Source organism: Stenotrophomonas sp. 93052_Sma (assembly GCF_056481145.1).
The window spans coordinates 1,924,179-1,938,948 of record NZ_CM151134.1 but is presented as its reverse complement, the minus strand read 5'-3'; the positions used below and the strand labels follow the sequence as shown (position 1 = coordinate 1,938,948).

Annotated in this window: 12 protein-coding genes; 3 read left to right on the top strand and 9 right to left on the bottom strand. The window is 64.5% G+C overall.

What is annotated here, in order from left to right:
- Positions 1–109 precede the first annotated feature (109 nt).
- From ACZK2V_RS09180 to ACZK2V_RS09170, 3 genes are all read left to right on the top strand, one after another.
- Positions 110–763, top strand: coding sequence for a TetR/AcrR family transcriptional regulator (locus ACZK2V_RS09180; RefSeq protein ID WP_032130490.1), 654 nt, complete (start codon positions 110–112; stop codon positions 761–763).
- A gap of 39 nt (positions 764–802) precedes the next feature.
- A complete protein-coding gene (locus tag ACZK2V_RS09175) occupies positions 803–3,175 on the top strand; it encodes a 3-hydroxyacyl-CoA dehydrogenase/enoyl-CoA hydratase family protein (RefSeq protein ID WP_486323146.1) in 2,373 nt (790 codons plus the stop codon).
- A gap of 105 nt (positions 3,176–3,280) precedes the next feature.
- On the top strand, positions 3,281–4,489 hold the full coding sequence (locus ACZK2V_RS09170) for an acetyl-CoA C-acyltransferase (RefSeq protein WP_049399460.1): 1,209 nt from the start codon (positions 3,281–3,283) through the stop codon (positions 4,487–4,489).
- Between the two features lie 434 nt (positions 4,490–4,923).
- Here ACZK2V_RS09170 and ACZK2V_RS09165 read toward each other — a convergent pair.
- The 9 genes from ACZK2V_RS09165 to cmk form a co-directional block, all read right to left on the bottom strand.
- Positions 4,924–6,275, bottom strand: a protein-coding gene (locus ACZK2V_RS09165; RefSeq protein WP_486323145.1) for an IS3-like element ISStma2 family transposase whose coding sequence is annotated in 2 segments (ribosomal slippage) — positions 4,924–5,828 and positions 5,828–6,275 — 1,353 coding nt in all. Because the reading frame shifts where the segments join, the coding sequence is not laid out codon by codon here.
- A gap of 140 nt (positions 6,276–6,415) precedes the next feature.
- Positions 6,416–7,294 carry a UTP--glucose-1-phosphate uridylyltransferase GalU gene (gene galU / locus ACZK2V_RS09160; RefSeq protein ID WP_019336276.1) on the bottom strand — a complete coding sequence of 293 codons (879 nt, stop codon included), beginning with the start codon at positions 7,292–7,294 and terminating at the stop codon, positions 6,416–6,418.
- Positions 7,291–9,204 (bottom strand): polysaccharide biosynthesis protein, encoded by a 1,914-nt coding sequence (locus ACZK2V_RS09155; protein WP_032130079.1) that lies wholly within the window; start codon positions 9,202–9,204, stop codon positions 7,291–7,293. Before ACZK2V_RS09155 ends, galU begins: the two co-directional genes overlap by 4 nt.
- A gap of 3 nt (positions 9,205–9,207) precedes the next feature.
- On the bottom strand, positions 9,208–10,197 hold the full coding sequence (locus tag ACZK2V_RS09150) for an MraY family glycosyltransferase (RefSeq protein ID WP_049399455.1): 990 nt from the start codon (positions 10,195–10,197) through the stop codon (positions 9,208–9,210).
- Positions 10,198–10,200: 3 nt separating this feature from the next.
- Entirely contained in the window at positions 10,201–11,379 is a 1,179-nt protein-coding gene (gene lapB, locus ACZK2V_RS09145; protein ID WP_486323144.1) for a lipopolysaccharide assembly protein LapB, read from the bottom strand.
- A gap of 6 nt (positions 11,380–11,385) precedes the next feature.
- On the bottom strand, positions 11,386–11,670 hold the full coding sequence (locus ACZK2V_RS09140; protein WP_049423675.1) for a LapA family protein: 285 nt from the start codon (positions 11,668–11,670) through the stop codon (positions 11,386–11,388).
- Positions 11,671–11,747: 77 nt separating this feature from the next.
- Positions 11,748–12,053, bottom strand: a complete 306-nt coding sequence (locus ACZK2V_RS09135) for an integration host factor subunit beta (protein WP_005409286.1) — start codon at positions 12,051–12,053, stop codon at positions 11,748–11,750.
- 87 nt (positions 12,054–12,140) lie between these two features.
- Positions 12,141–13,826, bottom strand: a complete 1,686-nt coding sequence (rpsA, locus tag ACZK2V_RS09130; protein ID WP_005416230.1) for a 30S ribosomal protein S1 — start codon at positions 13,824–13,826, stop codon at positions 12,141–12,143.
- 198 nt (positions 13,827–14,024) lie between these two features.
- Entirely contained in the window at positions 14,025–14,702 is a 678-nt protein-coding gene (cmk, locus tag ACZK2V_RS09125; RefSeq protein ID WP_032130077.1) for a (d)CMP kinase, read from the bottom strand.
- Between the last annotated feature and the right edge of the window lie 68 nt (positions 14,703–14,770).

Below are 14,770 nucleotides of genomic sequence, written 5' to 3'. Positions count from 1 at the left end.
ACCTGAGTGAAATCTGACCGGTCCGGGCATTTTTGCTGCACTGCAAAATGCCATACGCTACCGTCTGGTCCTAGTATCAAACAATCGTTTGATTAAGGTCCGCCCGCCGATGGCCAAACCCGCCCACTTCTCGACCAAGGACCGGATCCTCGGCGCGGCCGAGGAGCTGTTCGCACAGCACGGCTTCGCCGGCACTTCGCTGCGCCAGGTGACCAGCCAGGCCGACGTCAACATCGCCGCGGTCAACTACCACTTCGGCTCCAAGGAAAACCTGGTCAACGAGGTGTTCCGCCGCCGCATGGACGAGATGACCGGCGCGCGCCTGTCGCAGCTTGAGCGCGCCCGCAGCGAACACCCCGGGCAGCTGCGCCCGGTGCTGGCCGCCTTCGTCGAGCCGGCACTGGCGCTGGCCCAGGACCGCCAGAACGGCGGCGCCTTCGTGCGCGTGATCGCCCGCGCCTACGCCGAGAAGAACGACAACCTGCGCAAGTTCCTGTCCGACCACTACGGTCACGTGCTGCGTGCGTTCGGCAAGGCGATCGCCGAATGCGCGCCTGACCTGAGCAAGGAAGAGCTGTACTGGCGCCTGGACTTCCTGGCCGGCTCGCTCACCTATGCCATGGCCGACTTCGGGCTGATCAAGCGTCCCGCCGGTGTCACCGAAGCGGCGCATCGTGCCCATGCCGCCCACGAACTGATCCATTTCGCCGAAGCCGGGTTCCGCGCCGCCGCTCGCGCCAGCGCCCTGCCCGCTTCCCCTTGATTCCACCCAGTAACTGCTGACCAACAAAGGCCCTACACCATGTCCAATTCCCTGCTAGTCCGCCGCGCCGCCGTGCTGGGTGCCGGCGTCATGGGTGCCCAGATCGCTGCCCACCTCACCAACGCTGGCGTCGACACCGTGCTGTTCGACCTGCCCGCCAAGGAGGGTCCGGCTGACGGCATCGTGCTGAAGGCGATCGCCAACCTGGGCAAGCTGAGCCCGGCGCCGCTGGCCAGCAAGTCGCTGGCCGAAGCCATCACCCCGGCCAACTATGAGTCGGGCCTGGAGCAGCTGAAGGACTGCGACCTGATCATCGAGGCCATCGCCGAGCGCATGGACTGGAAGCAGGACCTTTACAAGAAGATCGCGCCGTTCGTGGCCGACCACGCCGTACTGGCCTCCAACACCTCGGGCCTGGGCATCAACAAGCTGGCCGACGTTCTGCCCGAGCAGCTGCGCCATCGCTTCTGCGGCGTGCATTTCTTCAACCCGCCGCGCTACATGCACCTGGCCGAGCTGATCCCGGCCACCACCACCGACGCCGCCGTGCTGGAAGGCCTGGAAGAATTCCTGGTCACCACTTTGGGCAAGGGCGTGGTGTACGCCAAGGACACCCCGAACTTCATCGGCAACCGCATCGGCGTGTTCTCGATCCTGTCCACCATCCACCACACCCAGCAGTTCGGCCTGGGCTTCGATGAAGTGGACGGCCTGACCGGCCCGCTGGTCGGCCGCCCGAAGTCGGCCACCTACCGCACCTCCGACGTGGTCGGCCTGGACACCATGGCCCACGTCATCAAGACCATGGGCGACACCCTGCCCAACGACCCGTGGCATGAATTCTTCAAGTCGCCGAAGTGGCTGGACGCGCTGATCGCCAAGGGCGCGCTGGGCCAGAAGACCGGCGCCGGCATCTTCCGCAAGGTCGGCAAGGACATTGTGGTGCTGGACCTGGAGAAGCAGGACTACCGCGCCGCTGATCGCACCGCCGCACCGGAAGTGGTCGAGATCCTGAAGATCAAGAACCCGGCCGAGAAATTCGCCAAGCTGCGCGAAAGCCAGCACCCGCAGGCGCAGTTCCTGTGGGCGACCTTCCGCGACCTGTTCCACTACAGCGCCTACCATCTGGCCGACATCGCCGAGACCGCGCGCGACGTCGACCTGGCCATCCGCTGGGGCTACGGCTGGTCGCTGGGCCCGTTCGAAACCTGGCAGGCCGCCGGCTGGAAGCAGGTGGCACAGTGGATTGCTGATGACATCGTCGCCGGCAAGAGCATGAGCAACGCCCCGCTGCCGGATTGGGTCTTCGATGGCCGCGATGGCGTGCACGCCGCCGAGGGCAGCTACAGCCCGTCGCGCAACGCCAAGCTGCCGCGCTCGTCGCTGCCGGTGTATCAGCGCCAGCGCTTCCCCGATCCGCTGCTGGGCGAGAAGTTCGCGCCGGGCGAGACCGTGTTCGAGAACGACGGCCTGCGCATGTGGCACGACGGTGATGGCATCGCCGTGGTCAGCTTCAAGACCAAGATGAACACCGTGTCCGACCAGGTGCTGGACGGCCTGCAGGAATGTGTCAGCCGCGCCGAGAAGGACTTCCAGGGCCTGGTGATCTGGCAGCAGAAGGAACCCTTCTCCGCCGGTGCCGACCTGGCCGGTGCATTGGGCCTGCTGCAGGCCGGCAAGGTCGACCAGTTCGAAGAGATGGTCGCCAACTTCCAGCGCACCAGCCAGCGCATCAAGTACTCGCTGGTGCCGGTGGTGGCTGCCGTGCGTGGCCTGGCGCTGGGTGGTGGTTGCGAATTCCAGATGCACAGCGCCAAGACCGTGGCCTTCCTGGAAAGCTACATCGGCCTGGTCGAGGCCGGCGTCGGCCTGCTGCCGGCCGGTGGTGGCCTGAAGGAACTGGCTGTGCGCGCCTCGCAGGCCGCAGGCCCGGGCGGTGACGTGTTCGCCGAACTGAAGAAGACCTTCGAAACCGTGGCGATGGCCAAGGTGTCCAACTCGGCGGTCAACGCCAAGGAACTGGGCCTGCTGCGCAGCACCGACAAGGTGGTGTTCAACAGCTACGAGGCCCTGCACATCGCCAAGGCCAGCGCGCGCGCCCTGGCCGAAGCGGGCTACCGTCCGCCGCTGCCGGCACGCCGCATCCAGGTCGCCGGTGACGTGGGTATCGCCACCTTCAAGATGATGCTGGTCAACATGCTGGAAGGCCGTTTCATCAGCCCGTACGACTACGAGATCGCCGAGCGCATCGCCACCGTGCTGTGCGGTGGCAAGGTCGACCGCGGCACCCTGGTGGACGAAGAGTGGCTGCTGACCCTGGAGCGCAAGCACTTCGTCGAACTGGCCCAGCAGGAAAAGACCCAGGCCCGCATCGCGCACATGCTCAAGACCGGCAAGCCGCTGCGTAATTGATCGCCCCTCCCTGCTTTCGGTGGGTGCCGACCGTTGGTCGGCACTCCCTGATGTGGCAGTCGAGCATGGCTCGACTCTACAAAACCTATTCGAGAGATCACTGCAATGACCAAGCAAATCCAGGACGCCTACATCGTCGCCGCCACCCGTACCCCGGTTGGCAAGGCGCCCAAGGGCATGTTCCGCAACACCCGCCCCGACGACATGCTTGCGCACGTGCTGCGCAGCGTCGTCGCCCAGGCCCCGGGCGTGGACGTCAACCGCATCGATGACGCGATCATCGGCTGCGCCATGCCGGAAGCCGAGCAGGGCATGAACGTGGCGCGCATCGGCGTGCTGCTGGCCGGCCTGCCGAACACCATCGCCGCACAGACCGTGAACCGCTTCTGCTCCTCCGGCCTGCAGGCCGTGGCGCAGGCCGCCGACGCGATCCGCCTGGGCAATGCCGACCTGATGCTGGCCGGCGGCACCGAATCGATGTCGATGGTGCCGATGATGGGCAACAAGATCGCCATGGCGCCGAGCGTGTTCGACAACGACCACGTCGCCATCGCCTACGGCATGGGCATCACCGCCGAGAAGGTCGCCGAAGAGTGGAAGGTCTCGCGCGAAGACCAGGACGCCTTCGCCCTCGCCTCGCACCAGAAAGCCATGGCCGCGATCCAGAACGGCGAGTTCAAGGACGAGATCAGCCCGTACGAGATCGTCTCGCACCTGCCGGACCTGGCCGATGGCCAGCGCATCATCACCCGCAACAAGATCGCCGACACCGACGAAGGCCCGCGCCCGGATTCCTCGGCCGAAGGCCTGGCCAAGCTGCGCCCGGTGTTCCGCAACGGCCAGTTCGGCGGCACCGTCACTGCTGGCAACTCGTCGCAGATGAGCGACGGCGCCGGTGCCGTGCTGCTGGCCTCGGAACAGGCGATCAAGGACTACGGCCTGACCCCTCTGGCCCGTTTCGTCAGCTTCTCGGTAGCCGGCGTGCGCCCGGAAGTGATGGGCATCGGCCCGATTGCCGCGATCCCGAAGGCACTGAAGCAGGCGGGCCTGACCCAGGACCAGCTGGACTGGATTGAACTGAACGAAGCGTTTGCCGCGCAGTCGCTGGCGGTGATCCGCGATTGCGGCCTGGACCCGAACAAGGTCAACCCGCTGGGTGGCGCGATTGCCCTGGGCCATCCGCTCGGTGCGACCGGCGCGATCCGTACCGCAACCCTGCTGCACGGCCTGCGCCGTCGCCAGCAGAAGTACGGCATGGTGACGATGTGCATCGGCACCGGCATGGGCGCAGCGGGTATTTTCGAGGCGCTGTAAGGTTCAAGGCGTTGCCGGCGGGATGTCGGTCTGCTGCGGGGCCCGGGTGGGTGAGACTGCCCGGGACACGCCGTGAACCCGTCCTTGGGGGCTTGGCAGCGGCATCCATGCCGCTGACAGTCCCGGCCAGCCTCACCCACCCGCGCCATCCATCATTCCGCGCGGCGGAGGGGTGAGCAAAGGCAGGGGCAAAGGCAGGGGGCAGAGCCCTTTGCAGCGCAAAGGGATCTGACACCGACTCGACGCTCGCGGAAACAGAAAAGGCAGCCATCGGCTGCCTTTCTGCTTTTGCTCTTGCCTTTGATTCCGCCCTTCCCGTCCGCGCCCGCAGGAAACATGACAGGCGGGGCGGGTGGGCCTTTGCAGGACCGTTCGCCGCATGGATGCGGCGACCGAGCCCCCATGGTGAAGTGACCCCCGAGACTTGGACGGGGTCAGGCGGCCGATTGGGCCTGCTCCCGGTACTTTATCGGGCTCAGACCTTTCAGTTTCAGTTTGATGCGTTCTTCGTTGTAGTACTGGATGTATTCCACCAGCCCAGCCTCCAGACTCTCGAGGCTGTCAAAGCTGTTCAGGTAGAAGAATTCCGACTTCAGCGTTCCAAAGAAGCTCTCCATCGCCGCGTTGTCCAGGCAGTTGCCGCGCCGGGACATGCTTTGCTTCAACGAGTGCTTTTCCAGCATATGCCGGTAGTTTTCATGCTGGTACTGCCAGCCCTGGTCGGAGTGGATCATCGGGCGCTCATCCGGGGAAAGCTTCTTGATGGCCTCCTCCAGCATTTGGCCCACCAGATCAAATACGGGCCGACGCTTGATCTGATAAGCCACGATTTCACCGTTGTAGAGGTCCATGATCGGCGACAGGTACAGCTTCATGCCCTGCACCTTGAACTCGGTCACGTCAGTCACCCACTTCTGGTTGGGCCGCTCGGCATGGAACTGGCGATTGAGGTCATTGCCAACCACAACGTTGGCCGCCCCCTTGAAGGCCTGGTAGCGCTTCACACGCACCCGCGATTTCAGCCCCATCTCCCCCATCAGGCGCTGAACCCGCTTGTGATTGGTCTGATGACCCTGATTGGCTAATTCCAGCGTCACCGTGCGATAGCCATAGCGCCCTTGGCTTTGATCGTAGATTGCACGGATGCGCTCGCACAGGGCTGCCTCATCCTGATCCGGATGGGCCAGGACATGGTTCTGGTAATAGAACGTACTGCGTGACAGCTCAGCTGCTTCGAGCAGAAGCGACAGCGTATGAACCTGCCTCAATCCTTGGACGGCTTGCGCTTTGCGTCCTGCGCCGCCTGCTCTTCCCGGATCAAGGCATCGAGTTTTTTTAGGTAGTCGGTCTCCGCACGCAGATAGGCGACTTCCTTGAGCAGCTCATCGCGGCTCATATCCTCAGGTGGCTTGGACGAACGGGTCTTTTTCATCGGCTTTCGGGGCGGCGGCGGAGGGGGTGCCAACGCTTGGGCACCGCCTTGAGCATACAGGCGCCGCCATCGTCCCACCGCGCCGGCATCGCCAATTTGAAAGTAGGTGGTGGCCTCCCGCCCGGACAGGCCGTCCTGGCTCATCTTCTCCAGGACAGCCAGCTTGAACGGGAGGTCATAGGACCGGGCCTGGCGATGAAATCCCCGCCAACCATGCAGCCGATAGGTCGCCACCCAGCGCCTGACCGTGGAGAACTCCAGGCCGTGGCGACGGGCAATGGCTTTGACCGATGTGGAGGTCTTGCAGGCCTCTTTGGCGACCTGCAGTTTGAAACGCGCGTCGTATTTGTTCATGTATCCCTCGGGGTTGGATCTGGTGTCCAACTCCCGGGGGTCACTTCATGGACGGGTTTACGGCGTGTCCTGCAAAGGCCCCCCCCGTCCCGCCCATCACGTATCAATCAAGGCGCAGCACGGAGCGCTTGATAGAACCCTTACTCCGCCAACATCGCCGTCAGTTTCTCCCGCGCCGGGCCAGCCAGCTTCGGGTTGTCCAGCGCGAAGCGGATCGTCGCCTCCACCAGCCCCAGGTGCGTGCCGCAGTCGAAGCGGGTGCCCTCGAAGCGGTAGGCATCGACCTCTTCGGTCTTCAGCAGCTGCGCGATCGCATCGGTCAGCTGGATCTCGCCACCGGCGCCACTGCCGGTCTGTTCCAGCAACTCGAAAATCTTCGGGCTCAGCACGTAGCGACCGACCACGGCCAGGTCGCTCGGTGCATCCTCCGGCTTCGGCTTCTCCACGATCTGCGAAATGCGACCCTTGCGGCCGTCGAACGCATCAGTGGCAACGATGCCGTAGCTGGCAGTCTTGTCGTGCGGCACGTCTTCAACGGCGATCACGCTGGCACCACTGGCCTCGTTGAGGTCTGCCATCTGCTTCAGTGCGCCGTCGCCGCGGTTCCAGATCAGGTCGTCCGGCAGCAGCACCGCGAACGGCTCGTCACCGATCACGGCCTTGGCGCACAGCACCGCATGGCCCAGGCCCAGTGCTTCGGCCTGGGTCACGAAGATCGCGCGCACGCCATTGGGCAGCACATGGCGGATCATCTCCAGCTGCTCCTGCTTGCCGGCGCGCTCGAGCTTCTGCTCCAGTTCGTAGGCCTTGTCGAAGTAGTCGGCCACGGCATGCTTGTAGCGGTTGGTGATGAACACCAGCGTGTCGCAGCCTGCTTCGATCGCTTCATCGACCGCGTACTGGATCAGCGGACGATCAATGATCGGCAACATTTCCTTCGGAACCGTCTTGGTTGCCGGCAAAAAGCGCGTCCCGAGCCCTGCCACTGGAAAAACTGCCTTGCGAATTCGCTTGCTCATTGGTGCCTGTTGGCCTCACGTGCCGGAAAGGGCACGACTTTAGCGGATGAAATGTAAGCATCCTGTTCGATGGGAGAGAACTCCGGCATCGTCGCGAACAGGATCTCCTGGATGCTGGTCGTGTCGTAACCAGCCACGGCATCGCGCAGGCGCGGGACATTGCCCAGCACCAGGTCACGCGAGAACGTACGTACACCGGCCTCGAGAATCTTCGGGTGCGCGGTGGAACGGTAGTCCTCGTCCGAATAGAACAGCGTCTCGTGCAGCTTCTCGCCCGGACGCAGCCCGGTGTAGATGATCGGAATGTCCTTGTACGGCTGCTTGCCGGCCAGGCGGATCATCTGCTCGGCCAGCACGCGGATCGGCACCGGCTCGCCCATGTCGAGCGTATAGATCGCACCATGCGATGCCGAAGCGGCCGCCTGCAGGATCAGCTGGCAGGCCTCCGGGATGGTCATGAAGTAGCGACTGACTTCCGGGTCGGTGACGGTCACCGGACCGCCACGCAGGATCTGTTCGCGGAACAGCGGCACCACGCTGCCGGCCGAGGCCAGCACGTTGCCGAAGCGCACCGTAACAAAACGGGTATGCGTGGACTTCTGGTCCAGGCTCTGGCAGATCATCTCCGCATAGCGCTTGCTGGCGCCCAGTGCATTGACCGGGTCGACCGCCTTGTCGGTGGAGATGAACACGAAATGCTCAACGCGCGCTTCCAGACAGGCGCGGGCCACGTTCTCGGTGGCCAGGATGTTGTTGCGCACCGCTTCGCGCAGCTGCCGCTCCAGCACCGGCACGTGCTTGTAGGCAGCCGCGTGGAAGGCGGTGTCGACCGGATGCAGCGACAGGGCGTGGCGGATCACCGCCGGGTCACCGCAGTCGCCCAGCACCGCTTCGATCTCGACATCGGGGAAGCTGCGCCGCAGCTCGCCTTCGATGGTCAGCAGCAGCAGTTCGCTGATCTCGAGCAGGATGATGCGGCCGGCACCATGCCGTGCGCACTGGCGGCAGAGCTCGGAGCCGATCGAGCCACCGGCGCCGGTGACCATCACCGTACGCCCGCCCAGCCAGCCACGGATCAGGTTCCAGTCCGGCATGATCGGCTTGCGGCCCAGCAGATCCTCGATCGCCACTTCCTTCAGCTGCCCCGGCAGCGACTGGCCCTGCAGGATGTCGCTGAGCTTGGGCACGGTGCGGAACGGCACACCGGTGCTTTCACAGATGGCGACGATCCGCTGCATGCCCGCCGCGTCCAGTGACGGAATGGCGATCACCAGCAGCTTGGCCGCCGTCTCCCGGACCACTGTCGGCGCATCGTCCAGGGTGCCGAGGATCGGCAGGCCCTGCAGCTTGGCGCCGCGCAGGTGCGGCGCGTCGTCCAGCAGGCCGACCGGCTCGAAATTACCGGAACGGCGCAGGTCACGGACCAGGGTCTCGGCGGCCTGGCCGGCACCCAGGATCAGCACGCGGCGCGCGGACGAGTCCGACTGCAGTGCCTGATAGTCCTTCCAGGCCCGGTACAGCAGGCGCGGCGCGCCCAGCAGCGCCGACAGCGCGAACGGATAGATCACCAGCACCGACATCGGCACGCCGTCGAAGCGCTTCCACATCAGCACCAGCACGATGGCGACCATGCCGATGAAGCTGGCCTTGAAGATGTTCAGCAGGTCGCTGACGCTGGCGAACCGCCACAGGCCCCGATAGAGGCCCACGCGCCAGAACACCATGCCCTGCAGCAGCAGCACCAGCGTGGTGTCAACGTTCCAGAGAGGGAGCTCGGGGGCGTTGGCCAGGATCGAATACCGCCCCGCGTGGAGCAGCTGCCAGCATGCCCAGACCATGAACAGGTCGTGGCAGACGATGGCCGAACGCGGCATCAGGCCGAGGATTCTGTCCCGCCAGGGTGAAGCCATAAGTCAGGTATTTCCTTTTGGGTGGCGCAATCCATTGCGCAGGAGGAGCCAGAGGACGCTCAGCGCAATGAACCACGCGATCGCCACGGCAGCCTCCCACCTCGGCTGCAAATTGGAGCAGACATTAAGCACTGTAATACTGAACAGGCCCAAAGCAAAGTACATCCCTGTTACCTGGGCGTGACTGGCTCCTGCCTGCACCGCGCGCTGGTAGACGTGCTGGGTATGGGGTTCCATCCAGCGTTGTCCGGAAATGATGCGCGCCAGCAGTGTGAAGCCCGCGTCCACAAGGAACGGCGATGCCGACACCAGCAGCAGGATCCAGTGGATGTCGGTCTTGACGCTGGCCAGTGCCAGCACTGCCGCCACCGCGTAGCCCAGCGCGCCACTTCCGACATCGCCCATAAAGATCCGGGCCCGCGGGAAGTTGAACGGCAGGAAGCCCAGGCAGGCCAGGCCCAACGCGACCGCCGCCAGCGAGTACGGCCAGGGCAGCAGCGGCGCCAGCCCCAGCGCGACCACGATGGCCTGGCTGGCCGCGATGCCGTTGATCCCATCCATGAAATTCCAGATGTTGATCAGCGAGGCGGTGAACAGCAGGACCAGTACGGCCAGCAGCCAGCTGCCACCGTGGACCTTGACCAGCGCGGCCAGCAGCGCGGCGGCGATGAAGTGCACCATCAGGCGGCGCATGGCCGGCAGCGGCCGGTGGTCGTCCCACCAGCCGATACCCGCCACCAGCGCCAGGCCAAGGCTGGCGACCAGCAGGCTCGGACGCGCTTCGGGCCAGGCCCACATGGCAACACCGGCGGTCACCAGCAGGCTGATGACAATGGCGATGCCGCCGCCGCGGGGTGTCGCCACGCTATGGCTGCGGCGCTCGCCCGGCTGGTCAAACAGTTGCCGGCGCAGCGCGTAACCCCGCGCCGCCCAGGTCAGTGCCGCACTCAGCAGGGCCAGGCCCAGCAGCGCGCCCATCACGAGCCACGGCATGGATCAGAGCACCGCGTAGTTCAGCAGCGGCTTGACCGTACCCCACTCCTTGCAGCTCGGGCACTGCCAGTGGTGGGTGCGCGCACCGAAACCACAACGGGTGCAGCGATAGGCCGGATTGCGCACCAGCAACTGGTCGGTGATGTGCTTGAGGTCGTGCAGGGTCGCCGTGGAATCGGCGCCTTCAGCCAGGGTCAGGTCGATCAGCGCGGACTCGCCACGCACCGACGGGCGATCCTTGAGCTGGCGGCCCAGGTAGGCACGGGCTGGCGCCACGCCCTCCTGCTCTTCCATCAGGCGGGTCAGCGCCAGCACCGGGGCGATGCCGCGGTAGTGCTCGGTCATCTCCGACAGGAAGGCGCGTGCGCCTGCCAGATCGCCGACCTTGCGGTAGTTCTGCATCAGCGCCGGCAGCAGCTCCGGCAAGTACTCCGGATCGTTGCGCGCGGCACGCTCGAAGGCGCGCACGGCCGCTTCCGGATTGCCAGCATCGGTTTCCAGGCGGCCTTCAATGATGCCGGCACGCACCGACATCGCATCGGCCTGGTAAGCCCGGGCAATCGCTGCCCTCGCCTCTTCCAGCTTGCCAGCACCGCGGAAGCGTTCGGCCAGTTCGCACTCGAACTGCCCGATCAGCTTGCCCATCGGCTCGCCGGTGACGTCCTCGAAACGGGTCGCGTTGTCGATCGCCTTTTCCCAATCGCGCTCGGCCTGGTAGATACCGATCAGGTGCTTGAGTGCCTGCGGAGCACGCTGATCCAGCTGGGCCAGTTCGGTGAACACGGTCTCGGCGCGGTCCAGCAGGCCGGACTTCATGTAGTCCTCGCCCAGTGCCAGCAGCGCCTGCACGCGTTGCGCATCGTTGAGGTCGTGGCGGTTGACCAGGCCCTGGTGCAGGCGGATGGCGCGGTCGACTTCGCCGCGGCGGCGGAACAGGTGGCCCAGCGCGACCTGGGTCTCGAAGGTTTCCTTGTCCAGCTCGGCGATGTGCAGGAACAGCTCGATGGCCTTGTCCGGCTGCTCGTTGAGCAGGTAGTTCAGGCCGCGGAAGTAGGTGCTGGACAGGCGGCTGACCTGGCTGTCACCGTGGCGTTGACCACCACGCCGTCCGATCACCCACCCGGCCAGTGCGGCCAGCGGAACGAACAGGAAGAACCAGAACCACTCGGTGACGAAATCCATCTTCGATCAGCGTCCATCAAAAGATTGGGGGGAAGCAACCGGTGCCGGCGTGGCGACAGCGGACTTGTTGGCGCGGCGCAACTGGCTGTAGAGCGGAATGACCACGCTCACCAGCACAAGGCCAGCGCCGACGATGACACCGATCAGCAATGCGGCAATGATTGCCACGCCGACCGAGGTCTTCAGTTGGGTGAAAACAAGGTTGATGGTCATCTCGTCCATGTTCATGGCACCGATGATCAACCCAAGAATGAGTACCGCCAGCAGGACCAGCAGACGAAAAACCTTCATGCGACAGCTCCAGTGGCAGGAGTCCGTAGCTTATCCGACTCGCGGCTGGATTCGCACGCGGTGGCGCGACGGGAGGCTCAGGCCGGATCGGCGTCCAGCGGCAGCACACTGCTGACCCGCTCGCGCAGTTCCTTGCCCGGCTTGAAATGGGGGACGTGCTTGCCCGGCAGGGCAACCGATTCGCCGGTCTTCGGGTTGCGCCCCAGGCGCGGCGGACGATAGTGCAGCGAGAAGCTGCCAAAACCACGGATTTCGATGCGATCCCCGGCGGACAGCGATCCGCCCATCATTTCCAGCAACGACTTCACCGCCAGATCGACATCATCGGCCTTCAGGTGCGCCTGGCGGCGCGCAAGGATTTCGATCAGTTCGGATTTGGTCATTACCGGCTCACATCAGGGGCATCTCAGCCTGAAACGGCCCGGGCAATGCCCGGGCCGTCCAGGAAACAACGAACAGCGTAAGGCCGATTACTCGGACTTGTTGCCGTTCAGCTGTGCACGCAGCAGCGCGCCCAGCTGGGTGGTGCCGCTGGAAGCCGAAGAGGACTGGTATTCCTCCAGCACTTCGCGCATTTCAGCGTCGTCCTTGGCCTTGATCGACAGCTGCAGGGTACGGCCCTTGCGGTCCATGCCCACGAACTTGGCTTCGACCTTGTCGCCGACCTTCAGATGCTGGGTGGCGTCGTCAACGCGCTCGTTGGCGATGTCGCGTGCCGAGACGTAACCTTCGATGCCGTCAGCCAGCTCGATGATCGCGCCCTTGGCGTCGACTTCCTTCACCACGCCTTCGACCTTGGAGCCCTTCGGATTGGCAGCCATGTACTGGCCGAACGGATCCTGCTCCAGCTGCTTCACGCCCAGGGAGATGCGCTCGCGCTCCGGATCGACAGCCAGGACGACGGCGTCCAGGGTATCGCCCTTCTTGAAGTTGCGAACGACGTCTTCGCCGGTGGTGTTCCAGCTGATGTCGGACAGGTGGACCAGGCCGTCGATGCCGCCGTCCAGGCCGATGAAGATGCCGAAGTCGGTGATCGACTTGATCTGGCCCGACACCTTGTCACCCTTCTTGTGGGTGGCAGCGAAGGTTTCCCACGGATTGGCGGCAACCTGCTTCATGCCCAGCGAGATACGGCGACGCTCTTCATCGACGTCCAGCACCATCACTTCGACTTCATCACCAACCTGGACAACCTTGGACGGGTTGACGTTCTTGTTGGTCCAATCCATCTCGGAGACGTGCACCAGGCCTTCGACGCCCGGCTCGATCTCAACGAACGCACCGTAATCGGTGACGTTGGAGACCTTGCCGAAGACGCGGCTGTTGGCCGGGTAACGACGGCCGATGTTGTCCCACGGATCCTCGCCCAGCTGCTTCAGGCCCAGCGAAACGCGGTTGCGCTCGCGGTCGAACTTCAGCACGCGGACGTCCAGCTCGTCGCCGACGTTCACGACTTCCGACGGGTGACGCACGCGCTTCCACGCCATGTCGGTGATGTGCAGCAGGCCGTCGATACCGCCCAGGTCCACGAACGCGCCGTAATCGGTCAGGTTCTTGACGACACCCTTCAGGATCGCGCCTTCCTGCAGCTTGTCCATCAGCTGCTCGCGCTCTTCCGAGTGCTCGCTTTCGACGACAGCGCGGCGCGAGACCACGACGTTGTTACGCTTGCGGTCCAGCTTGATGAGCTTGAACTCGAGTTCCTTGCCTTCCAGGTAGGCCGGATCGCGCACCGGGCGCACATCGACCAGGGAACCCGGCAGGAAGGCGCGGACATCCTTGATGTCCACGGTGAAACCACCCTTGACCTTGCCGCTGATGCGACCGGTGATGGTTTCGTTCTTTTCCAACGCTTCTTCCAGCTCGTCCCACACCATCGCGCGCTTGGCTTTCTCGCGCGACAGGACGGTTTCGCCGAAGCCGTTCTCGATCGAGTCGAGGGCGACCTTGACGATGTCGCCTTCGGCGACGTCGATTTCGCCAGCGTCGTTACGGAACTGTTCGATCGGCACGATGCCTTCGGACTTCAGGCCAGCGTTGATCACCACGACGTCGCCGCGGACTTCAACAACGGTACCGCTGACGATGGCGCCCGGCTTCAGCTTGGCCAGATTGGCCTGGCTGGCTTCAAACAGTTCGGCAAATGATTCGGTCATTAGATTTACTCTGTTGGACACATGGGTCGGTGGCGTCCCCTTCAGGGGAATGGCGACCGCCCGCCTGTTGGTCGACCCCGGAAACGCAGGTCGTGTGTAGTAGGAAAACCGCCACGCATCATTGCGCGACGGAGCTGGTACAGCACTGCTATGCGCGACCACCACCGATGCTGCTGGCAGTGCTCCCGCGCGAACGGATCAGGCAGCCGGAACCGGAAGCAGATCCATCACTCTGGCAACGACATCTGCGATGCCGATGCCTGTGGTGTCGATGAGGACAGCATCGTCTGCCGGCTTCAGGGGCGCCACGGTACGCTGAGCATCACGGGCGTCGCGGGCCATGATCTCGCGCAGGAGGTCATCAAAGTTAACAGAAACCCCCTTGTCTTTCAACTGCTTATGCCGGCGCTCGGCGCGCTCCTCGGCACTGGCGGTCAGGAAGACCTTGTAGGAGGCGTCCGGGAAGATCACCGTGCCCATGTCGCGGCCATCGGCGACCAGGCCGGGCAGCTCCCTGAATGCGCGCTGGCGCTCCTTCAGGGCAGCCCGGACCTCGGGAATGGCGGCGATGGCCGAGGCCAGCGCGCCGGTGGTCTCCAGGCGCAGCTCGTCGGTGGCATCGGTCCCGTTCACCATGACCCGCATGGCTTCACCCTGCTCGACAAACTGAACGTGGGTATCAAAGGTGCAGCGGACCAGCGCCGAGGCGTCGGAGGTGTCGATGTCTGCCCAGCTCGCGGCCACGCCCACTGCCCGGTACAGCGCGCCCGAATCCAGGTAATGCCAGCCCATCCGGCGCGCGATGATGCGGCTGATGGTACCCTTGCCAGCCCCTGAAGGGCCGTCGATGGTCAGGACGGGAGCGAGTGGATTCATGGGGTTCCCAGAGCGTGTGAAGGGGTCATTCTAGCCCCTGTCAGACGCCCCCAATGGGATCTTTTGTG

Bases quoted from the DNA above. Each gene is read 5' to 3' on its own strand.
- ACZK2V_RS09180 (WP_032130490.1), top strand. From the start codon at position 110: ATGGCCAAACCCGCCCACTTCTCGACCAAGGACCGGATCCTCGGCGCG.
- ACZK2V_RS09175 (WP_486323146.1), top strand. From the start codon at position 803: ATGTCCAATTCCCTGCTAGTCCGCCGCGCCGCCGTGCTGGGTGCCGGC.
- ACZK2V_RS09170 (WP_049399460.1), top strand. From the start codon at position 3,281: ATGACCAAGCAAATCCAGGACGCCTACATCGTCGCCGCCACCCGTACC.
- galU (WP_019336276.1), bottom strand. From the start codon at position 7,294: ATGAGCAAGCGAATTCGCAAGGCAGTTTTTCCAGTGGCAGGGCTCGGG.
- ACZK2V_RS09155 (WP_032130079.1), bottom strand. From the start codon at position 9,204: ATGGCTTCACCCTGGCGGGACAGAATCCTCGGCCTGATGCCGCGTTCG.
- ACZK2V_RS09150 (WP_049399455.1), bottom strand. From the start codon at position 10,197: ATGCCGTGGCTCGTGATGGGCGCGCTGCTGGGCCTGGCCCTGCTGAGT.
- lapB (WP_486323144.1), bottom strand. From the start codon at position 11,379: ATGGATTTCGTCACCGAGTGGTTCTGGTTCTTCCTGTTCGTTCCGCTG.
- ACZK2V_RS09140 (WP_049423675.1), bottom strand. From the start codon at position 11,670: ATGAAGGTTTTTCGTCTGCTGGTCCTGCTGGCGGTACTCATTCTTGGG.
- ACZK2V_RS09135 (WP_005409286.1), bottom strand. From the start codon at position 12,053: ATGACCAAATCCGAACTGATCGAAATCCTTGCGCGCCGCCAGGCGCAC.
- rpsA (WP_005416230.1), bottom strand. From the start codon at position 13,826: ATGACCGAATCATTTGCCGAACTGTTTGAAGCCAGCCAGGCCAATCTG.
- cmk (WP_032130077.1), bottom strand. From the start codon at position 14,702: ATGAATCCACTCGCTCCCGTCCTGACCATCGACGGCCCTTCAGGGGCT.